The organism is Jeongeupia chitinilytica, from assembly GCF_014652315.1.
Classification (GTDB): domain Bacteria; phylum Pseudomonadota; class Gammaproteobacteria; order Burkholderiales; family Chitinibacteraceae; genus Jeongeupia; species Jeongeupia chitinilytica.
On record NZ_BMYO01000003.1, the window covers coordinates 62,508 to 82,529 of the forward strand.

Below are 20,022 nucleotides of genomic sequence, written 5' to 3' on the forward strand. Positions count from 1 at the left end.
GGTCTCAGCGGCGGAAAAGCGTGTCGTAGGTTTCGGGTTTGTAGCCAATGGTAATCGTACCATTGCGGTCAAGTACCGGCCGCTTGATCACGGACGGCTGCGCCAGCATCAGGGCGATGGCCGAATCGGCATCCACCACTGCGGCCTTGCTGGTGTCGTCGAGCTTGCGCCAGGTGGTGCCGGCCTTGTTGACGAGCGGCTCCCAGCCGGTCTGGGCAATCCAGCCGTTGAGTAGCTCGGCGCTGATGCCGGCCTTCTTGAAGTCATGCCAGTCGTAGTCATGGCCGTGCTCGGCCAGCCAGGTCCGGGCTTTTTTGACCGTGTCGCAGTTCGGGATGCCGTAGAGCTTCATGGAAAGGGATTCCGATACAAAAGGGTGATTCTAGATGGCTGCTCCGGAGGTGCCTACCGTTCATCGGTACTTCGGCGAGCATTGCATCCGCTCGGGCACGGCCCGCGGACGAGTCATCTTTTGCAACGCGGTACCCGTATCCTTTGATGGTCATCATGAGAGTGCCGCATGTCATTGCCCGCCGTTCCTGGTCTTGGCCGTCTGCGCTTCTCTTGATGAGGACGCAGTCGGACCTGCCCGTGTCCGTTTGCCCCAATGTGCCCGATGAAATGGCCATACGGATCAAAGACGTGGGCGAGACCACTTGCTGGTGTCGGGCCGGGAGGGGTTGGCAAGCCAATACGATTGGGCGCTGCAGGACCGAAGTTGAGCTTTGCGACCGGAGCCGACGGGTGATTGGCATGGTGTCATGCGGACCCGACCTGATGGGTGCTGAATGGGTCGAAGGTGACCCGTCCGTGGCCCCGCGCCGGATCCGGGCCGCCTGCTGCTGTGGGTCAAGGCAAGCTTTCCGCGGGGCGTGGCAAGAGGCGCGCATCAGCTTTACTCCGCGTCCGACCGCCGCGCTCCTGCGGTGCCTTATGCCGTCGGCAAATCCGGAGAAAAGCTCCAGTTTGCCGATAAGGCCCGACTGCGCGCTTTTCGCAAGGTCACGAATCCGTCTGAGTCTGGCCGCTGCGCAGCGGCTCAGTGCAGCTTGATGTCGAAGTTGGCGCCGGTGTCGGCGACTATGCTGACCGGGGGCGCGTTCTTCGCTTCCTGCTCCTCGACGGTCTGGCTGTTGTTGACCATCCACGAGAGGTTGGTGGCCGAGTCGGCATGGCGCAGCGCTTCGTCAAGGTCGACTTCCCCGCTGCGGAACAGTCCGTACAACGACTGTTCGAAGGTTTGCGAACCTTCGGTCAGGGTCTGCTCCATCGCTTCCTTGATGTCGGTGAGCTGGCCGTTGCGGATCAGCTCGGCGATACGGTTGGTGTTGAGCATGACTTCGATGGCCGGTGTCAGCTGGCCGTTGCGGTTGCGGACGAGTCGCTGTGACACGATCGCGGTCAGTGCGGTCGAGAGGTCATAAAGCAGCGCTTCGCGTGCGTCCTGCGGGAAGAAGTTCACCACGCGGGACAGCGAGTGGTAGCTGTTGTTGGCATGCAGTGTCGAAACGCAGAGATGACCCGCCTGCGCGTACTGCAGTGCATAACTCATGGTCTCGCGGTCCCGGATTTCGCCGATCATCAGAACGTCGGGGGCTTCGCGCATGGCGTTTTTCAGCGCCTCGGCGTAGCTGTGGGTGTCGACACCGATTTCCCGCTGGTTCACGAGGCTGCGCTGGTGTGAATACAGGTGTTCGATCGGATCCTCGACCGTGAGGATGTGGCCCGGATAATTCGCGTTGCGATGCTCGAGCATGGCGGAGACCGTCGACGACTTGCCCGAGCCGGTGGCGCCGACAACGAGAATGATGCCGCGCTTTTCCATGATCAGTTCGCGCAGCACCGGCGGCAAGCCGAGTTCGGCAATGCTCTGGGCGCGAGGCCGGATGAAGCGTGCCACCATCGCCACGGCGCCGCGGGTGCGGAAGACGTTGATGCGGAAGTTGCCGAGCTGCGGCAGCGTCAGCCGGAAGTTGAGTTCCCAGTCGCTTTCGAAGCGGGCGATCTGCTCGGGACTCATGAGCTGGTAAACCAGTTGCTTGACGTGTTCGGCGCCAAGCACCTGGCTGTTGGCCGGATTGCACTGGCCGTTGATCTTGATGACGATTGGCGAGTCCGCCGACAGGAACAGGTCGGAGGCGCTTCGTTCGGCCATCAGTTTGAAAAACGGCAGCAAATTCATTCGTGCATCCGGCGTGAGGGTTTATTGGGGTTTCAATTCTCGCCGCAGGATTTTACCGACATTTGACTTGGGTAGTTGCTCGCGGAACTCAACCAGTCGTGGAACCTTGTAATTCGTCAGGTTCGCGCGACAGTGTGCGATCACGTCCTTTTCGGTCAGGGCCGGATCCTTGCGCACCACGAAGACCTTGACCGCCTCGCCGGACTTGTCGTCGGGAACACCGATGCAGGCCACTTCCATGACGCCCGGATGATCGGCAACGACATCCTCGATCTCGTTCGGATAAACGTTGAAGCCGGATACCAGAATCATGTCCTTCTTGCGGTCGACCAGTTTGAAATAGCCGGTTGGCGACATCACCGCGACGTCGCCCGTGGCGAGATAGCCGTCGGGCCCGATGACCTTGGCGGTTTCCTCGGGGCGCTGCCAATAGCCCTTCATGACCTGCGGTCCCTTGATGAAGAGCTCGCCCGATTCGCCGGTCTCCAGAACCTTGCCGTTGTCGTCACGGATCTGTGCGTCGGTCGACGGCACCGGCAGGCCGATCATGCCGTTGTATTCCCGCGTGGTCATCGGGTTGATCATCGCAGCCGGCGAGGTTTCGGTCAGGCCGTAAGCCTCGACCAGCGGGACGCCGGTGATCTTCTTCCATTTGTCCGCAACCGCGTGTTGCACGGCCATGCCGCCGCCGAGTGCCAGTTTCCACGTCCGGAAATCCAGCTTGGGGAAATCGGGGTTGTTGGCGAGGGCGTTGAACAGCGTGTTGACGCCGGTCATGCACGTGACCGGGTATTTGCCGAGCTCCTTGACGAAGCCGGGGATGTCGCGCGGATTGGTGATCAGCAGGTTGGTTGCGCCGACCTTGGTGAAGACCATGCAGTTCGCCGTCAGGCAGAAGATGTGGTACAGCGGCAGTGCCGTGACGATGATTTCCTTGCCTTCTTCGACCGCCTCGCGAATCCAGGCATGTGCCTGCTGCATGTTGGCGACGATGTTGCCGTGCGTGAGCATGGCGCCCTTGGCGACGCCGGTGGTGCCGCCGGTGTATTGCAGGAAGGCGAGGTCGTCATGGCTCAGTACCACCGGTTGCAGCTTGTGCGCCTTGCCCCTGCTCAGGGTGGCGTTGAAGCCGATGTGTCCCGGCAGCCTGTAGGGTGGAACCATTTTTTTGACGTGACGTACGACACTGTTGACCAGCAAGCGTTTCGGAAAACCGAGCAGGTCGCCGATGTCGGTGACGACAACGTGCTTGACTGGCGTGTGGCCGATGATGCTTTCGAGCGTGTGGGCAAAGTTGGCGAGGATGACGATTGCTTCGGCGCCGGAATCCTTGAGCTGGTGCTCGAGTTCGCGCGGGGTGTAGAGCGGATTGACGTTCACGACGGTCATGCCCGCCTTCAGGATGCCGAAAATCGCGATCGGATACTGCAGCAGGTTGGGCATCATGACCGCGACGCGGGCGCCGCGGGCGAGCTTCAGATCCTGTTGCAAAAACGCGGCAAACCGGTTCGAAAGCTGGTCGAGCTCACCGTAGGTAATCGCTTTCCCCATGTTGATGAATGCATCGCGCTCGGGGTAGCGTGCGACCGTTTTGGCGATGACATCGGGAATCGAGCTGAACTCGTGGACGTCGATTTCGTGGGGGACATCCGCCGAATAGCTGGCAAACCAGGGTCGCTCCATGTTCCTCTCCTTGGGATTCTTTGCGCACTCTAGGGTTGTAAGGCTGTCGAGAACAAGCCGCTTGTGCACACAGTTTCGCCAAGTAATTGTTTCTGTTAGAATGAGGGTTGTCCCCAAGATACGGGGATAGTGCTTGGGAATGGGCGCATTTTTGCAGCCCATTTTTTGTTTTTCAGCAAAGGAATCTATGGCAGCGAACGTGCAAAGCGTGCTGGATGCGACGCTTCCGGGTCTCGGCTACGAGCTGGTCGATCTGGAACTGGCGCACAACGGGCTGGTGCGGGTGTTCATCGACAAGCCGGGTGGCATTACGGTGGACGACTGCGTCACCGTCAGCAACCACCTTACCCGTCTCTTCATGGTCGAAGAGGTCCCTTACGAGCGACTGGAGGTGTCGTCGCCGGGGGTGGATCGTCCGCTGACCAAGCCCGAAGACTTCACGCGCTTTGCCGGCGAAAAGGTGCGCATCAAGTTGCGCCTGCCGCTGCCGGACAAACGCAAGAAACTGCTCGGCACGCTCATCGGTCTCGAGGACGGTGCGGTTGTGGTCGACGTCGATGGCGAGCGCCTGGCGCTGCCATTGACGCAAATTGACAAGGTGCGGCTCGAGCCGCAGTTCTGATCCGGAATTTAGGCCCACAGGCGGGCTTCTTGCCGAGGGAATCGAAACGATGAGCCGAGAAATTCTGCTGCTGGTGGATGCACTGGCGCGCGAAAAAAATGTAGAGAAAGAAGTCGTTTTCATGGCGCTGGAAATGGCGCTGGCGTCTGCGACCAAGAAAACCTACGAGGACGAGGTTGATATCCGTGTCGATATCGATCGCGATACCGGTGACTACCGCTCGTTCCGCGTCTGGACCGTGGTCGAGGACAATGACCACGAAGAGCCGTCGCGCCAGATCGCCATTACCGATGCGCCGGAGTACGACCCCGAGCTGCAACTGGGCGAAACCTGGGAAGTCGAGCTCGAGCCGATCGAGTTCGGCCGGATCGGCGCGCAGGCGGCCAAGCAGGTCATCCTGCAGAAGATCCGCGATGCCGAACGCGAGCAGAACCTCAACGATTTCCTGCAACGTCGCGAGCACATCGTTTCGGGCAGCATCAAGCGGCTCGAGCGCGGCAATGCGATTCTGGAGTTGGGCAAGCTCGAAGCGATCCTGCCGCGCGACCAGATGATCCCGAAGGAAAACCTCCGGGTCGGCGACCGTGTGCGCGCCTTCCTGCTGCGGGTCGATCGTCTCGGTCGTGGTCCGATGCTGGTGCTGAGTCGTACCGCGCCCGAATTCATGGCCAAGCTGTTCGAGATGGAAGTGCCGGAAATCGAGAACGGCCTGATCGAGCTGAAGGGCGTTGCCCGTGACCCGGGCATGCGTGCCAAGATTGCCGTCAAGTCGAACGATCCGCGCGTCGATCCGCAAGGCACGTGTATCGGTGTTCGCGGTACCCGCGTCAACGCGGTGACCAACGAAATTGCCGGCGAACGTGTCGACATCATTCTGTGGTCGGAAGATCCGGCGCAATTCGTGATCGGTGCGCTGAGTCCGGCCGACGTGAATTCGATCGTCGTTGACGAAGACAACCACGCGATGGATGTGGTGGTCGACGAAGACAATCTTGCCATGGCCATCGGTCGTGGCGGCCAGAACGTCAAGCTTGCTTCCGAGCTGACCGGCTGGAAGATCAACATCATGACCGTGAACCAGGCCGAAGAGAAGAACGAGGCCGAGTTCACCAAGGTGCGCGAACTGTTCATGCGTGCGCTCGACATCGACGAAGACGTTGCCGATGCGCTGGTGCAGGAAGGGTTCAACACGCTGGAAGAAGTGGCCTACGTGCCGCTGAACGAAATGCTCGAAATCGAGGTGTTCGACGAGGACACCGTCAATGAGCTGCGCGCCCGCGCCCGCGACGCACTGCTCACTCAGGCCATTGCCCGCGAAGAAAAACTCGAGCATCAGTCGGAAGACCTGAAAAACCTGGAAGGCATGACCGCTGAACTCGCTGCTGCGCTCGCCGAGAACGATGTCCATACCCGCGACGACCTCGCGGAGCTGGCCGTCGACGAGCTTGTGGAAATGACCGGTATCGGCGAGAACGAGGCCAAGCAGTTGATCATGAAAGCCCGCGAGCACTGGTTCGCATAAGGCGGGGAGAAATGCATGAGTGAATTAAAAGTCAGTGAGTTCGCGGCAGAATTGAGAATGCCGTCGCAGGAGTTGCTTGAGCAGCTCACCGCGGCCGGTGTCAGCAAGTCCGGCGAGTCCGATGCGGTGACTGCCGAGGATAAGGCTCGTCTTCTGGATCATCTGAAAAAGAAGCATGGTGGCGGCGACAAGCCGAAGATCACCGTGACCCGCAAGCAGACGTCCGAGATCCGCAAGACCGATTCGACCGGCAAGGCCAAGACCATTCAGGTTGAAGTCCGCAAGAAACGCGTGGTTGAAGCACCGGCTGCGCCGGCCGTAGAGCCGCGCGCCGATGTCGCCGCCGCCAGCCCCGCTGCGCCGGTGATCGGCGATGCGGAACGTGCTGCCCGCGAGGCCGAGGCCCAGCGTCAGTCGGCGCTTCGCGAACGTCAGGCGGCAGAAATGCGTGCCAAGCACGGTGGCGAAGCCCCGAAGGAAGAGGTGCGTGAGGTACCGGTTGCGGTCGCTGAACCTGCACCTGCACCTGCTCCCGAGGTGGTCACGCCGGTGGTGGCAGCACCCGCGCCTGTGGCTGCGCCGGCCCAGGCCGAACCGGTGGCCCGTCCGGCTGCTGCACCTGCACCGGCCGCTGCTGCGCCGCGAACCGACCGTCCGCGCGTCGGCATGCGCGTTGAGTTGCGCAAGCCGAAGGATACGCCGCTGCGTGCGCCGGAGCCGGTCAAGCCGGAGCCGGCCAAGGTTGCCCCGGCAGCCGCCAAGCCTGCGTCGTCGCCCGAGAAAAAGGACGAGAAACGCAAGTGGGATGACGGCAAGGGCAAGAAGGGCATCAAGACACGCGGTGGCGACGCCGGCGGTGGCTGGAAGTCCGGCAAGAAGGGTGGTGGCCGCAACAGCCGCAACCAGAGTCAGGATAGCGACAACGCGCACGCCTTCCAGGCGCCGACCGAACCGGTCGTGCATACCGTCGACGTGCCGGAAACCATCAGCGTCGCCGATCTGGCGCACAAGATGGCTGTCAAGGGGGTCGAGGTCGTCAAGGCACTGATGAAGATGGGCATGATGGTGACCATCAACCAGGTGCTCGACCAAGAGACCGCGATGATCGTCGTCGAGGAAATGGGGCACGTTCCGCGCGCTGCCAAGCTCGACGATCCGGATACCTATCTGGAAGAGGCCGACAAGGGCGAACACGAACTGCTGCCGCGCGCACCGGTCGTGACCGTCATGGGTCACGTCGACCACGGCAAGACCTCCCTGCTCGACTACATCCGTCGCGCCAAGGTGGCCGCAGGTGAAGCGGGCGGCATTACCCAGCATATCGGTGCTTATCATGTCGAAACCGGCAAGGGCATCGTCACCTTCCTCGATACCCCGGGTCACGAGGCGTTTACCGCCATGCGCGCCCGCGGCGCGTCGGCCACCGACATTGTCGTGCTGGTCGTCGCTGCGGACGACGGCGTGATGCCGCAGACGATCGAAGCGATCCACCATGCGAAGGCGGCCGGTGTGCCGATCGTGGTTGCGGTCAACAAGATCGACAAGCAGGGTGCAAACCCGGAGCGCATCCGTCAGGAGCTGGTGGCGCAGGAAGTCGTGCCGGAAGACTGGGGTGGCGACACGCAGTTCGTCGAAGTTTCGGCCAAGCAGGGTACGAACATCGATGCGCTGCTGGATGCGATCCTGCTGCAGGCCGAAGTACTGGAGCTGACCGCACCGGTCGATGCGCCTGCCAAGGGCATCATCATCGAGGCGCGTCTCGACAAGGGCCGTGGCGCGGTGGCGTCGATGCTGGTTCAGTCGGGCACCCTGCGCAAGGGCGATGTCGTCCTCGCCGGTGGCGTCTACGGTCGTGTTCGCGCCATGCTGGATGAAACCGGCAAGCAGATTACCGAAGCGGGCCCGTCGATTCCGGTCGAGATTCTCGGTCTGTCGGAAGTGCCGGCTGCCGGTGAAGATGCGATGGTGCTCGCCGACGAGAAGAAGGCGCGTGAAATCGCCCTGTTCCGTCAGGGCAAGTTCCGTGACGTCAAGTTCGCACGCCAGCAAGCGTCCAAGCTCGAAAACATGTTCGCGCAGATGGCCGAAGGCGAAGTGCAGAACCTGCCGATCATCATCAAGACCGACGTGCAGGGTTCGGCCGAAGCGCTGGCCGGTTCGCTGCAGAAGCTGTCGACCGACGAAGTCCGTGTGCAGATCCTGCACTCGGGTGTGGGTGGCATCTCGGAATCGGACATCAACCTTGCGCTGGCGTCGAAGGCCGTCGTGGTCGGCTTCAACGTCCGTGCCGACGCGGCAGCCCGCAAGCTGGCCGAGTCGGAAGGCGTCGACCTGCGTTACTACAACATCATTTACGACGTGGTCGATGATGTGAAGGCTGCGCTGTCGGGCATGCTGGCACCGGAGAAGAAAGAGCAGATCATCGGTCTGGTCGAAATCCGCCAGGTGTTCGTCATCTCCAAGGTCGGCTCGATCGCGGGTTGCTACGTGCTCGACGGTATCGTCAAGCGCGGCGCCGGCGTCCGCCTGCTGCGCAACAACGTGGTCGTGCACCAGGGCGAGCTCGAAACCCTCAAGCGCTTCAAGGACGACGTCAAGGAAGTGCGTTCGGGTTACGAGTGCGGTCTGCAGCTCAAGAACTACAACGACATCCAGGAAGGCGACCAGCTCGAAGTGTTCGAAATCATCGAGATTGCGCGTACGCTGTAACGTCGTGAGGTGTGAGGGACGGGGTACGAAGCATGCTTCGTCCCTTGCATCGGCAGGCGCGGGTTCATCCCTGCGCCTTTTGTCTTTTCTGCCTGCGCCCAACCGGTGTCGGGCACCGCTACAGAATCATCATCATGGCCAGAAACTTCACCCGTTCCGACCGGATCGCACAGCAGCTGCAACGTGACGTTGCCGAACTGATCCGTGCCGAACTTGATCATCCGAAGGCATCGCTGATCACGATTACCGATGTCGAAGTCACCCGCGATCATTCGCATGCCAAGATTTTCTACACCTTCCTTGGTACGCCGGAAGATGCGCAAGCGATCGCCACCAAGCTTGAGCAGGCCAAGGGTTTCCTGCGCAGCGAACTGGCGCGAGGCTTCAAGCTGTTCAAAATGCCGGAGCTGCATTTCCATTACGATCATTCGATCGAGCAGGGGTTCAAGCTCGATACGTTGATCTCGCAGGCAGCCAGTCTGCCGAAGGCGCCGGACGACGAAGGCGACGCCTGAGATGGCGAAGCGCAAGATCGACGGCGTGTTGCTGCTCGACAAGCCGTTCGGCATCACCAGCAATGCGGCGCTGTTGAAGTGCCGCTGGCTGCTGTCTGCCGAGAAAGGCGGGCATACCGGCGTGCTCGACCCGTTCGCGACCGGGCTGTTGCCGCTGTGCTTTGGCGAGGCGACCAAGTTTGCGCAGCGCATGCTCGATGCGGACAAGGGGTATCGTGCGACGATCCGGCTCGGCCAGGTGTCGACCACCCTTGATGGTGAGGGCGAAATCAGTGACAGCGGCCAGCCGCCGACGGCGCTCGCCGAAGTCGAGCGGGTGCTGGCGGGTTTTGTCGGCGAGATCGAGCAGGTGCCGCCGATGCATTCGGCACTCAAGCATCAGGGCAAGGCGTTGTACGAGTACGCGCGGCAGGGGGTCGAAATCGAGCGCCAAGCGCGCCGGATCACCATTTATTCGATTGGCGTTGTGTCCTTCGATCGTGCCGAGCTCGTGATCGATGTCGCGTGTTCCAAGGGGACATACATCCGCACACTGGCCGACGATGTCGGTCGTGCGCTGGGGTGCGGTGCGTATCTGACGGGTTTGCGCCGAACCAGAACCGCCGGGTTTTCTCTCGATCAGGCGGTGTCGCTCGATGCCTACATCGCCATGTCGCTCGACGAGCGAGAGGCTTGCCTGCTGCCGGCCGACACGCTGGTACAGGACATGCCGCTGTTGACGCTTGACGAAAGCGAAGTCGCCCGCTGCCGAAACGGCATGAGTATCCAGCGTGCGGCGGGCTGGTCGGCGCAAGGCCTGTTCCGGCTTTACGCTGAGGTCGAAAGCGGCGATAATGCGCGATTCATCGGTTTGGGCGAAGTGGCATGCGATGGTGTGCTGCGGCCCAAACGTCTGCTGGCCACTAGTGGCCAGTGAAAGGAGCGCGGTTGGGTGCAAACTCGGCCGGGCTTGTCGGGAGCGGGGCATCTGCCCTGGCCCAATCACCACTCTGGAGTATTGAAATGGCAGTTACCGTAGGCCAAAAGGCTGACATCGTTAAGCAATTCCAACGCGCTGAAGGCGACACCGGTTCCCCGGAAGTTCAAGTTGCGCTGCTCACCGCTCGCATCAATGACCTGACCCCGCACTTCAAAGAAAACAAGAAAGACCACCACTCGCGTCGCGGTCTGCTGAAGATGGTTTCGCGCCGTCGTCGCCTGCTGGATTACCTCAAGCGCACCAATGCTGATAGCTATCGCGAGCTGATCGCTCAGCTGGGTCTGCGCAAGTAAGCCAGTTCCACTTAAAAGTCGCAGTCATCGCACTGCGACTTTTTTGCTTTTTGGAATGTCGAAATGATTGCGTTCCGCCCAAAGACGGCTTCGGCGGCGGAACGGAAGACCGTGAAAACCGGTCACGCTGGAATGTGCCGAGGCCGGCGACAGGCATCCGGGTCATTGCCGGGATGGGCGGCGTTGTCGCAGCGGGATATTGCCCTTGCCGCAGGCAAACAACTGTAAGGAAAATCCGTGTTCAACAAAATCGTGAAATCGTTCCAGTACGGCAAGCACACCGTAACGCTGGAAACGGGCGAAGTCGCCCGCCAGGCTTCCGGCGCTGTGGTCGTGTCGATGGACGACACCGTGGTGCTGGTGACTGTGGTCGCCGCCAAGGGCGTGAAGCCCGGCCAGGATTTCTTCCCGCTCACGGTCGATTACCAAGAGCGGACCTACGCCGCCGGCAAGATTCCGGGGGGCTTCTTCAAGCGTGAAGGCCGTCCGTCCGAGAAGGAAATTCTCACCAGCCGCCTGATCGATCGTCCGATCCGTCCGCTGTTCCCGGAAGGCTTCTTCAACGAAATCCAGATCATCGCGACCGTGCTGTCGCTCGATCCGCAGATCGATTCGGACATTCCGGCGATGATCGGTGCTTCGGCTGCGCTGGCGATTTCCGGTGTGCCGTTCCAGGGGCCGATCGGTGCCGCGCGCGTCGGTTACGCCGACGGCCAGTACCTGCTCAATCCGAGCAAGGACGAACTTGCCGCGTCGCAGCTTGACCTCGTTGTCGCCGGTACCGAGCAGGCCGTACTGATGGTCGAGTCCGAAGCCAAGGAGCTGTCGGAAGAGGTGATGCTGGGGGCCGTGGTCTTTGGGCACGACGAAATGCAGAAGGTCGTCAAGGCGATCAACGAGCTGGCTGACGAAGTCAATCCGGAGTTGTTCGACTGGAACGAGCCGGTGCGCAACGAGGCACTTGAAGCGCAAATCGCCAAAATCGCCGGTGAAGACCTGAAGCTCGCTTTCCGCATCGCGCAAAAACAGGCACGCAGCGCCAAGATTGGCGAGGCGTGGGACAAGGTCAAGGCTGCACTGATCAACGAGTCGACCGACACGCTGGCGGCCAACCAGATCCGCGGCATCTTCCATGACATGGAAGCCAAGATCGTCCGCAACCAGATTCTCGACGGTTACCCGCGTATCGACGGCCGCGACACCCGTACCGTGCGTCCGATCACCGTGCGCAACAGCGTGCTGCCGCGTACCCACGGTTCGTCGCTGTTCACTCGTGGCGAAACCCAGGGTCTGGTCGTTGCCACGCTCGGCACCAAGCTCGACGAGCAGAAGATCGACGCGCTGGCTGGCGAGTACAGCGACCGCTTCATGCTGCACTACAACTTCCCGCCGTACTCGACCGGTGAAACCGGTCGTGTCGGTACGCCGAAGCGCCGTGAAATCGGCCACGGCCGTCTGGCCAAGCGCGCGCTGATTGCCGTGCTGCCGAGCCCGGAAGAGTTCGCCTACACGATGCGTGTGGTATCGGAAATCACCGAATCGAACGGTTCGAGCTCGATGGCGTCGGTCTGCGGCGGTTGTCTGGCACTGATGGACGCCGGTGTGCCGCTGAAGAACCACGTTGCCGGTATCGCGATGGGTCTGATCAAGGAAGGCAACCGCTTCGCGGTGCTGTCCGACATCCTGGGCGACGAAGATCACCTCGGCGACATGGACTTCAAGGTGGCCGGTACCGACAACGGTGTGACCGCGCTGCAGATGGACATCAAGATCAACGGCATCACCAAGGAAATCATGAAGGTGGCACTGGAGCAGGCCAAGGCCGGTCGCCAGCACATCCTCGGTGTGATGAAGGAAGCCGTTGGTGGCGCCCGTGAAGAGGTCAGCGCTCACGCGCCGCGCCTGTACACGATGAAGATCAATCCGGAGAAGATCCGTGACGTGATCGGCAAGGGCGGTTCGGTGATCCGTGCGCTGACCGAAGAAACCGGTACGCAGATCGACATCGCCGAGGACGGCACGATCACGATCGCGTCGATTTCGTCGGCCGGTGCCGACGAAGCCAAGCGCCGCATCGGCGAGATCACTGCCGAAGTCGAAATCGGCAAGATCTACGAAGGTCCGGTCGTCAAGATCCTCGACAACAACGTCGGTGCGATCGTGTCGATCATGCCGGGTCGTGACGGTCTCGTGCACATCAGCCAGATCGCCAACGAGCGCATCAAGAACGTGTCCGACTACCTCAAGGAAGGTCAGGTCGTTCGCGTGAAGGCACTCGAGCAGGACGAGAAGGGCCGTGTCCGCCTGTCGATCAAGGCTGTGCTGAACGACGAAGCTGCTGCGGCAGCGCCGGCAGGCGAGCCGGTTGAAGGTGGTGCGCAGTAATTGCCGATGATGGGGCGTTAGCCTCATCCGGGTAAAGCAACGGGAGCATCGACGATGCTCCCGTTGTCCATTTCCGAGTAAACAAAAAGGCGCCCACGGCGCCTTTTTGTTTGCGCTGGATTCGCGATTAGGCGGCAGCGTTGCCCGAGGCAGCGGTTTTCTTGGCTGCGGTCTTGACGGCGTCAGCGGTTGCGGTAGTGGCAGCCTTCACCGAAGCGTCAGCAAAGTCGGCGACTTGCTTGGCGGCCTTGGTCAGGCTGTCGACGGCGGCGGCAGTGGCTTGTACGGTCGACTTGACGGCGGCAACGGCTACGTCGGTGCCGGCCGGAGCCGACTTGACGAAGCGGTCCAGGCCCGAAACGACCTGCTTGTTGAACGCGGTCGATTGTTCTTCAGCGATCTTGGTCAGCTCGGCTTGTGCTTGCGAAGCGATTTCGTACACTTGGCGCGAGTACTGGCCTGCGTGGTCGACGGTGGCTTCGAGTTGCTTCTGGCGCAGGGCCAGCGCTTCCTGCGCGTCCTTGACGGCGGCCAGCGACTTGACCTGCTTTGCACCTTCTTCGAGCGACGTCTTGGCGGTTTCCAGGTTCAGTTTGGAGAGGCGTTCGGCCGAATCCAGATAAATACGGGCAAAACGCAGTGCGGTTTCGACGTTTTCGGTGGCAAAATCTACAAACTGTTGTTGAGCTTGGCTCATGATGGTTTCCTCGAGATGGGTTGGCATGCCGATGGCAGAGCCATTTTGAGTATTTGAAGTATGCTGCTCTGCACAATCACGTTCATTTTTGGATCGGTTCTACTATTTGTCAATCGATTTTTGTGCGCTGCAGCAATGGCCGACGAGTGGTGATGAGCGGCGGCGATCTACAATGCAGGAATCAAGCTGCAGACTCAAAGGGAGTTGGCATGAGTGCCGAAGAAAAGCGCATCATCAAAAAGTACCCGAACCGTCGCCTGTACGACACGGCGACCAGCAGCTACATCACGCTTGCCGACGTCAAACAGCTGGTGCTCGACTGTATCGACATCCAGGTCGTCGATGCCAAGAGTGGCGAAGACATCACCCGCAGCGTGCTGCTGCAGATCATCATGGATGAAGAGGCCGGCGGCATGCCGCTGTTCAGCTATGACGTGCTGACGCAGATCATCCGCTTCTACGGCAACGCGATGCAGGGGCTGATGGGCAACTATCTGGAGAAGAACCTGCAGCTGTTCGCCGAGATGCAGCACCGCTTGCAGGACCAGGCGAGTTCGGCCATGAGCGGTGACAATCCGATGCTCGGCAACGCCAACCTCTGGGGCGACTTCATGAAGTTCCAGGGGCCGGCCTTGCAGAGCATGATGGGCAATTACCTGGAAAGCAGCACCAATCTGTTCGTCGACATGCAGCAGCAGCTGCAGGATCGGGCCAAGAACCTGTTCACCGGTTTCGGCATGCCGGGCTACGGCAAGGCTGAAGCCGAGACGGACGAACCGCAGCCGTCGGCGCCGCCACCGGCCGACGAACCGAAAACGACGACGCGAAAACGCACTACCAAGAGCTAAGCGCTTGAATTAAAATCGCATGTTGTCCACGCGGGCATGCCAAAACGGCATGCCCGCATCGTTTTGTGCCGGCGCCGGTGAAGATGCGCGCCGCGAAGTGTGCGCCTGAAGGCGCCGGAGATGTGTATGTCCGCACCAAGAGTTGGCTTTGTCTCGCTGGGCTGTCCGAAAGCGTTGACCGACAGCGAACAGATCATTACCCAGCTGCGCGCCGAGGGGTACGACATTTCGCCGTCGTACGACGATGCCGATCTGGTCGTCGTCAATACCTGTGGCTTCATCGATTCCGCGGTACAGGAGTCGCTCGACGCGATCGGCGAAGCGCTGGCCGAGAACGGCAAGGTCATCGTTACCGGTTGTCTGGGCAGCAAGGAAGACGGCAACCTGATTCGTGAAACGCACCCGAAGGTGCTGGCCGTGACCGGTGCGCATGCCCGTGACGAGGTGATGAACCACGTCCATCAGCATCTGCCCAAGCCGCACGATCCGTTCATGGATCTGGTGCCGCCGGCAGGGGTCAAGCTGACCCCCAAGCATTACGCCTACCTGAAGATTTCTGAGGGCTGCAATCACCGCTGCACCTTCTGCATTATTCCGAGCATGCGGGGTGACCTCGTCAGCCGGCCGATCCACGACGTACTGAAAGAGGCCGAAAACCTGGCCAAATCCGGCGTCAAGGAGCTGCTGATCATTTCGCAGGACACCAGCGCCTATGGTGTCGACGTCAAGTACAAGACCGGCTTCCATAATGGCCGTCCGGTACGCACCCGGATGACCGAGTTGTGCGAAGAGCTGGGCAAGCTCGGCATCTGGGCGCGGCTGCATTACGTCTACCCGTACCCGCACGTCGACGAAGTGATTCCGCTGATGGCCGAAGGCAAGATCGTGCCTTACCTCGACATCCCGTTTCAGCACGCCAGCCAGCGCGTACTCAAGTTGATGAAGCGGCCCGCCAATAGTGCCAACGTGCTCGGCCGGATCAAGAAGTGGCGCGAGATCTGCCCGGATCTGACGATCCGTTCGACGTTCATCGTCGGTTTTCCGGGCGAAACCGATGCGGACTTCGACGAACTGCTGGCTTTCCTCGATGAAGCCCAGCTCGACCGCGTCGGCTGTTTCACCTATTCGCCGGTTGACGGTGCGACGGCAAATGACCTGCCCGACCACGTGCCGGCGGAGATTGCCGAGGACCGAAAGCGTCGCTTCATGGAAAAGCAGGCCGCGATTTCGGCTGCACGGCTGCAGGACAAGATCGGCCGCGAGTTCAACGTGCTGGTCGACGAGATCGACGACGAAGGCGCGGTTGCGCGCACTTATGCCGATGCGCCGGAAATCGACGGGCTGGTGTTCTTTCAGCCGGCGGAAACCGTGCAGCCCGGCGATTTCGTCAAAGTGCGCATCGTCGATGCCGACGAGCACGATCTGTGGGCGGAGCAGGTTGAAGGCTGATTGATGGATACCTCGTACGAGCGTCGCTTCGGCGGCATTGCCCGGCTGTACGGTGCGGCTGCGCTGACCCGGTTCCGCAGTGCGCATGTCTGCGTGATCGGCGTCGGTGGCGTTGGCTCATGGTCGGCCGAGGCGCTGGCCCGGTCGGGTGTCGGCGCGATCACGCTGATCGATCTGGACGACATTTGCGTGTCGAACACCAACCGGCAGCTGCCGGCACTGGTTGGCCAGTACGGCAAAATGAAAGTGGCGGCGCTGGCCGAGCGTATCGTTGCGATCAATCCGGAGTGCCGGGTGACGACGGTGGAGGATTTTGTCGATGCAGACAATCTGGCCGACCTCCTCGGTGTCGGCTTTGACTACGTCGTCGATGCGATCGACTCGGTCAAGACCAAGGCGGCACTGATCCACTGGTGCCGGCGCAACAAGGTCAACCTGATCACCACCGGTGGCGCCGGCGGGCAGATCGACCCGACGCAGGTGCAGGTCACCGATCTGTCCAGGACGACGCAAGATCCGCTGGCCAGCAAGGTTCGCAGCATCCTGCGGCGCGAGTACGGCTTTCCGAAGGGTGACAAGAAGTTCGGCATCGATTGCGTGTTTTCGACCGAGCCGCTGGTTTATCCGCAGCTCGACGGCAGCGTGTGCGCGCAGAAGCCGGCGGTGGGCGATTCGCCGGTACGGCTCGATTGCGAAGGCGGATTCGGCGCCAGTGTGGCGGTGACCGGTACCTTCGGTTTTGTCGCCGTCGCACATCTTCTGAAGAAGCTCGCTACCAAGGTCTGACGCGGCTTTTCCGGCAAGGGACGGGGCACTCGGCGTGATAAAATCGACCGATGCCTCTTCACCTTGTCCTCCCTTATTCCGACTGGGCAGAGCGCGACGACATCGCCGCCTTTGCCAGCTCCGTATCACTACCGGCGACCGCGCTGCTGCTGGGGCGCGGCTCACGCCAGCCGGCGCAGCCCGAGTCGCTCGACATCTGGCTTGCCAACCGCTGCGGGCTGGCTGATCTGCCCGTTGCACCGCTGACGATGGCACTCGATCTGCCTGGCGAGGAGCCCGGCTTCTGGATGCGGGCCGATCCGGTGCATCTGCGCGTCGATCGCGACCGCCTGTTGCTGGTCGACCCCCGACACTTTTCGCTGACGCAGGCCGAGGCCGACGGTCTGTGTTCCGGTCTGAACGCGCTGTATCGTGACGACGGCTTCCGTTTCGTTGCAGCGACGCCGTCGCGCTGGTATCTGCGCCTGCCTGCCGACCCGGGATTGCACTGGTCGCCGATCGATGCGGCATTGGGTCACGACGTCCGTGAGCACCTGCCCAAGGGCGACGGTGCGCTGAAGTGGCACGGGCTGCTGAACGAAATCCAGATGTGCCTTTACAACCATCCGGTCAACGACGCCCGCGTTGCCGCCGGCCAGCCGGCGATCCAGAGCGTCTGGCTCTGGGGCGGTGGTCAGTACCCGCTGGCCGACAAGCCGGTTGCGCCGGCACAACCGGTGCTGAGCGATCTGCCCTTGGTGGTGGCGCTGACCCAGCATGGCGGCGGTCAGGCCAGACCTGCGCCGGCCGCCTTTGATGCGGTTCAGGGTGACGCGGTCGTGGTGCTCGACGCGCTGCGCGACGGCAATCTCTATGGCGATGCGCACGGGTGGCTGTCGGCCTGGCTGGCGCTCGAGGCCGACTGGTTTGCACCGGCACTGGCGGCATTGAAAGCCGGCCGGCTCGACGAGCTGGCGGTTTCGATGCCCGAAGCCGGATTCGGCGTCAAAGTCACCCAACGGGCGTTGTGGGCGCTCTGGCGCAAGCCGGTTCTGCCGTGGGAGGTGCGCTGATGCCGCAAGTCCGCGCCCGGGCGGTTGCGCCCGACCGCCTGCAGCAACTGATGAACGAAGGGATGAGTGCGCTTGAAGCACGGCTGTATGCCGGCCGGGGCATCGCTTCGCCCATGGAACTCGAGCACGAACTCAAACGGCTGCTGCCATTTGCGACGCTGAAGAACATTGACGCCGCCGCAGTGCGGCTTGCCGACGCGATCGCCGCGCGCGAGCGCCTGCTGATCGTCGCCGATTACGATGCCGATGGCGCAACCGCGTGCAGCGTCGGCCTGAAGGGCCTGGCGATGCTCGGTGCGGTGGTCGATTTCGTCGTGCCGAACCGTTTCGAATACGGCTACGGCCTGACGCCCGAGATCGTCGAACTCGCGGCACAAAAATCGCCGGACCTGATCGTGACGGTCGACAACGGCATTGCCAGTGTTGCCGGCGTTGCCGCGGCGAAGGCGCGCGGGATCGACGTGCTGGTGACCGACCACCATCTGCCTGGCGACACCTTGCCAGACTGCCTGATCGTCAACCCGAACCAGCCCGGCTGCGGGTTTCCGAGCAAGAACCTCGCCGGCGTCGGCGTGATGTTTTACGTGCTGCTGGCGCTGCGCGCCGAACTGCGCGCACGGGGTGCGTTTGCCGATGTGGCCGAGCCGAATCTGGCCACGCTGCTCGATCTGGTGGCACTGGGGACCGTCGCCGACGTCGTGCGGCTGGATGGCAACAACCGGATTCTGGTCGAGCAGGGGCTCAGGCGCATGCGGGCCGGCCGGGCCAGTGCCGGTGTGATGGCGCTGTTTCAGGCTGCCGGACGCAACCCGGCGAAGGCGAGCTGCTTCGATCTCGGCTTCACGCTCGGCCCGCGCCTCAATGCGGCTGGCCGGCTGGATGACATGAGCTTCGGCATTTCCTGCCTGCTGTCGACGTCCGAGGAAGACGCTTTGACGCGGGCTCGCGAGCTGGATCAGCTCAACCGCGAACGCCGCACCATCGAGGCGGGGATGCGCGAGGAGGCCGAAACGGCGCTGGCCGGACTGGCGATCGATGCCAGCTATAGCATCGCGCTGTACCGGCCGGACTGGCATCAGGGGGTGATCGGCATCGTTGCGTCCAGGGTCAAGGAGCGTTATCACCGGCCGACCATTGTGTTCGCCGACGCCAGCGAAACCGAAATCAAGGGCTCCGGCCGTTCGATTCCGGGGCTGCATCTGCGCGATGCACTGGATCTGGTGTCCAAGCGCCATCCGGACCTGATCGTCAAGTTCGGTGGCCATGCGATGGCAGCGGGTCTGAGTCTGCGCCCGAACGATTTCGGCCGCTTCCAGCAGGCCTTCGAGGCCGTGTGTCGCGAGCTGATGGACGAGGCCGCGCTCGAGCGCGTGATCGAGACCGATGGCGAACTGTCGGCCAACGACTTCAGTTTCGAAACCGCCGAGCGGATCGAGCGTCAGGTCTGGGGGCAGGGTTTTCCGGCGCCGCTGTTTCACGGGCATTTCCGCGTGCTCGAACAGCGCGTTGTCGGCGAGCGGCATCTCAAGGTCAAACTGGCCAACGACTACGGTCTGGTGCTCGAAGGCATCCGCTTCCAGCATCCGGACCCGCTGCCGCGGGACGTAAACGCGGCCTACAGCCTGTCGGTGAACGAATTCCGCGGCGAGCGCATCCTGCAGGTCATGCTCGACTACGTTGAAGGTTCGGCCTGATGCGTTATTTGCATTCGATCGTGAGCGCGTAGACGTCGTCGGTTTCGTGCGGGTTGCCGATCAGCGTGTAGCCCTTGGGGCAAAGATCGTGCGCCTTGTCGAAACTGTCGGTGGCGCTGCCGGTTTCGATATGATGGACGGGTTTGCCGTTGGGGCCGAACTCGGCGGTTTCGACCGAGGCGCAACCGGCGAGCCAGACAGTACCGAGCAGCAAGATGAAGACAAGCGGTGTTTTCATGGCGGTGGTGTATGGGGAGCGGTGCGCCATTGTCACGATTTATGGTTGTTGTTTACAACTGGAATAGTGGCGCGGACTGCCATGGTCGAAAGGAAAGCTTGGTGATCGGTCATACACTTGCTCGTTGCGGATTGCCCGCCATCGCGCTATTGCTGTCTGCTTGTACCGTCGTGACGGTGACCGGTGCCGTAGTCGGTGCTGCTGCATCGGTGACGACAACCGCGGTCGGGCTGGCCGTGGACGGCACCGTCGCGGCCGGCAAGGGCGTGGCGGCCGTCGGCGGCATGGCTGCCGGCGCGATGTCGTCGAAGCCGGTTGCGAGCGAGGCCAGCGCGGCCAGTGGCACCGCTGACCGATCGCCCTAAGGG

18 protein-coding genes are annotated in these 20,022 nt (G+C 61.8%); 13 read left to right on the top strand and 5 right to left on the bottom strand.

Annotation, left to right across the window (positions count from 1 at the left end; genetic code table 11):
• Positions 1 to 4: 4 nt before the first annotated feature.
• The 3 genes from IE097_RS06135 to IE097_RS06145 form a co-directional block, all read right to left on the bottom strand.
• A complete protein-coding gene (locus IE097_RS06135) occupies positions 5 to 352 on the bottom strand; it encodes an ArsC family reductase (protein WP_189459285.1) in 348 nt (115 codons plus the stop codon).
• A 687-nt stretch (positions 353 to 1,039) separates the two neighbouring features.
• Positions 1,040 to 2,182, bottom strand: a complete 1,143-nt coding sequence (locus tag IE097_RS06140) for a PilT/PilU family type 4a pilus ATPase (RefSeq protein ID WP_189459286.1) — start codon at positions 2,180 to 2,182, stop codon at positions 1,040 to 1,042.
• Positions 2,183 to 2,203: 21 nt separating this feature from the next.
• A complete protein-coding gene (locus IE097_RS06145) occupies positions 2,204 to 3,865 on the bottom strand; it encodes a long-chain-fatty-acid--CoA ligase (RefSeq protein ID WP_189459287.1) in 1,662 nt (553 codons plus the stop codon).
• A gap of 187 nt (positions 3,866 to 4,052) precedes the next feature.
• Between IE097_RS06145 and rimP the strand changes: the two genes are divergently transcribed.
• The 7 genes from rimP (at position 4,053) to pnp (ending at position 12,890) form a co-directional block, all read left to right on the top strand.
• Positions 4,053 to 4,487, top strand: coding sequence for a ribosome maturation factor RimP (gene rimP, locus IE097_RS06150; protein WP_229797455.1), 435 nt, complete (start codon positions 4,053 to 4,055; stop codon positions 4,485 to 4,487).
• Between the two features lie 49 nt (positions 4,488 to 4,536).
• A complete protein-coding gene (gene nusA / locus IE097_RS06155; RefSeq protein WP_189459289.1) occupies positions 4,537 to 6,009 on the top strand; it encodes a transcription termination factor NusA in 1,473 nt (490 codons plus the stop codon).
• 15 nt (positions 6,010 to 6,024) lie between these two features.
• The gene (gene infB, locus IE097_RS06160) at positions 6,025 to 8,718 is read left to right on the top strand and encodes a translation initiation factor IF-2 (RefSeq protein ID WP_189459290.1); all 2,694 of its coding nucleotides are present in this window, start codon (positions 6,025 to 6,027) and stop codon (positions 8,716 to 8,718) included.
• Between the two features lie 134 nt (positions 8,719 to 8,852).
• Complete coding sequence (gene rbfA / locus IE097_RS06165) at positions 8,853 to 9,233, top strand: 30S ribosome-binding factor RbfA (RefSeq protein WP_189459291.1); 381 nt, start codon at positions 8,853 to 8,855, stop codon at positions 9,231 to 9,233.
• 1 nt (position 9,234) lies between these two features.
• Complete coding sequence (gene truB, locus IE097_RS06170) at positions 9,235 to 10,149, top strand: tRNA pseudouridine(55) synthase TruB (RefSeq protein WP_189459292.1); 915 nt, start codon at positions 9,235 to 9,237, stop codon at positions 10,147 to 10,149.
• Positions 10,150 to 10,235: 86 nt separating this feature from the next.
• Positions 10,236 to 10,505 (top strand): 30S ribosomal protein S15, encoded by a 270-nt coding sequence (gene rpsO / locus IE097_RS06175; protein WP_189459293.1) that lies wholly within the window; start codon positions 10,236 to 10,238, stop codon positions 10,503 to 10,505.
• Between the two features lie 237 nt (positions 10,506 to 10,742).
• Complete coding sequence (gene pnp / locus IE097_RS06180; protein WP_189459294.1) at positions 10,743 to 12,890, top strand: polyribonucleotide nucleotidyltransferase; 2,148 nt, start codon at positions 10,743 to 10,745, stop codon at positions 12,888 to 12,890.
• Positions 12,891 to 13,017: 127 nt separating this feature from the next.
• Here the strand turns inward: pnp and IE097_RS06185 are convergent, their stop codons facing one another.
• Positions 13,018 to 13,587, bottom strand: a complete 570-nt coding sequence (locus IE097_RS06185) for a phasin family protein (RefSeq protein ID WP_189459295.1) — start codon at positions 13,585 to 13,587, stop codon at positions 13,018 to 13,020.
• A 209-nt stretch (positions 13,588 to 13,796) separates the two neighbouring features.
• Between IE097_RS06185 and phaR the strand changes: the two genes are divergently transcribed.
• The 5 genes from phaR to recJ all read left to right on the top strand — a co-directional run bounded on the left by phaR (position 13,797) and on the right by recJ (position 19,416).
• Positions 13,797 to 14,435 carry a polyhydroxyalkanoate synthesis repressor PhaR gene (gene phaR / locus IE097_RS06190; protein ID WP_229797456.1) on the top strand — a complete coding sequence of 213 codons (639 nt, stop codon included), beginning with the start codon at positions 13,797 to 13,799 and terminating at the stop codon, positions 14,433 to 14,435.
• A 126-nt stretch (positions 14,436 to 14,561) separates the two neighbouring features.
• Positions 14,562 to 15,884 carry a 30S ribosomal protein S12 methylthiotransferase RimO gene (gene rimO, locus IE097_RS06195; protein ID WP_229797457.1) on the top strand — a complete coding sequence of 441 codons (1,323 nt, stop codon included), beginning with the start codon at positions 14,562 to 14,564 and terminating at the stop codon, positions 15,882 to 15,884.
• 3 nt (positions 15,885 to 15,887) lie between these two features.
• Complete coding sequence (gene tcdA / locus IE097_RS06200) at positions 15,888 to 16,670, top strand: tRNA cyclic N6-threonylcarbamoyladenosine(37) synthase TcdA (RefSeq protein WP_189459297.1); 783 nt, start codon at positions 15,888 to 15,890, stop codon at positions 16,668 to 16,670.
• A 50-nt stretch (positions 16,671 to 16,720) separates the two neighbouring features.
• Entirely contained in the window at positions 16,721 to 17,722 is a 1,002-nt protein-coding gene (locus IE097_RS06205) for a hypothetical protein (RefSeq protein ID WP_189459298.1), read from the top strand.
• The gene (gene recJ, locus IE097_RS06210) at positions 17,719 to 19,416 is read left to right on the top strand and encodes a single-stranded-DNA-specific exonuclease RecJ (protein WP_373295738.1); all 1,698 of its coding nucleotides are present in this window, start codon (positions 17,719 to 17,721) and stop codon (positions 19,414 to 19,416) included. Before IE097_RS06205 ends, recJ begins: the two co-directional genes overlap by 4 nt.
• Before the next feature lie 4 nt (positions 19,417 to 19,420).
• Here the strand turns inward: recJ and IE097_RS06215 are convergent, their stop codons facing one another.
• Positions 19,421 to 19,654, bottom strand: a complete 234-nt coding sequence (locus IE097_RS06215) for a hypothetical protein (RefSeq protein WP_189459300.1) — start codon at positions 19,652 to 19,654, stop codon at positions 19,421 to 19,423.
• 101 nt (positions 19,655 to 19,755) lie between these two features.
• On the opposite strand from IE097_RS06215, the gene IE097_RS06220 reads away from it, so the two are divergent.
• Positions 19,756 to 20,019 carry a hypothetical protein gene (locus IE097_RS06220; RefSeq protein WP_189459301.1) on the top strand — a complete coding sequence of 88 codons (264 nt, stop codon included), beginning with the start codon at positions 19,756 to 19,758 and terminating at the stop codon, positions 20,017 to 20,019.
• Positions 20,020 to 20,022: the final 3 nt, after the last annotated feature.

Excerpts from the sequence above, each read along its gene's own strand:
- rimO (WP_229797457.1), top strand. The coding sequence starts at position 14,562 with ATGTCCGCACCAAGAGTTGGCTTTGTCTCGCTGGGCTGTCCGAAAGCG.
- tcdA (WP_189459297.1), top strand. The coding sequence starts at position 15,888 with ATGGATACCTCGTACGAGCGTCGCTTCGGCGGCATTGCCCGGCTGTAC.
- rpsO (WP_189459293.1), top strand. The coding sequence starts at position 10,236 with ATGGCAGTTACCGTAGGCCAAAAGGCTGACATCGTTAAGCAATTCCAA.
- rimP (WP_229797455.1), top strand. The coding sequence starts at position 4,053 with ATGGCAGCGAACGTGCAAAGCGTGCTGGATGCGACGCTTCCGGGTCTC.
- IE097_RS06135 (WP_189459285.1), bottom strand. The coding sequence starts at position 352 with ATGAAGCTCTACGGCATCCCGAACTGCGACACGGTCAAAAAAGCCCGG.
- IE097_RS06145 (WP_189459287.1), bottom strand. The coding sequence starts at position 3,865 with ATGGAGCGACCCTGGTTTGCCAGCTATTCGGCGGATGTCCCCCACGAA.
- infB (WP_189459290.1), top strand. The coding sequence starts at position 6,025 with ATGAGTGAATTAAAAGTCAGTGAGTTCGCGGCAGAATTGAGAATGCCG.
- nusA (WP_189459289.1), top strand. The coding sequence starts at position 4,537 with ATGAGCCGAGAAATTCTGCTGCTGGTGGATGCACTGGCGCGCGAAAAA.
- IE097_RS06185 (WP_189459295.1), bottom strand. The coding sequence starts at position 13,587 with ATGAGCCAAGCTCAACAACAGTTTGTAGATTTTGCCACCGAAAACGTC.
- truB (WP_189459292.1), top strand. The coding sequence starts at position 9,235 with ATGGCGAAGCGCAAGATCGACGGCGTGTTGCTGCTCGACAAGCCGTTC.
- phaR (WP_229797456.1), top strand. The coding sequence starts at position 13,797 with ATGAGTGCCGAAGAAAAGCGCATCATCAAAAAGTACCCGAACCGTCGC.
- IE097_RS06140 (WP_189459286.1), bottom strand. The coding sequence starts at position 2,182 with ATGAATTTGCTGCCGTTTTTCAAACTGATGGCCGAACGAAGCGCCTCC.
- rbfA (WP_189459291.1), top strand. The coding sequence starts at position 8,853 with ATGGCCAGAAACTTCACCCGTTCCGACCGGATCGCACAGCAGCTGCAA.
- IE097_RS06215 (WP_189459300.1), bottom strand. The coding sequence starts at position 19,654 with ATGAAAACACCGCTTGTCTTCATCTTGCTGCTCGGTACTGTCTGGCTC.
- IE097_RS06205 (WP_189459298.1), top strand. The coding sequence starts at position 16,721 with ATGCCTCTTCACCTTGTCCTCCCTTATTCCGACTGGGCAGAGCGCGAC.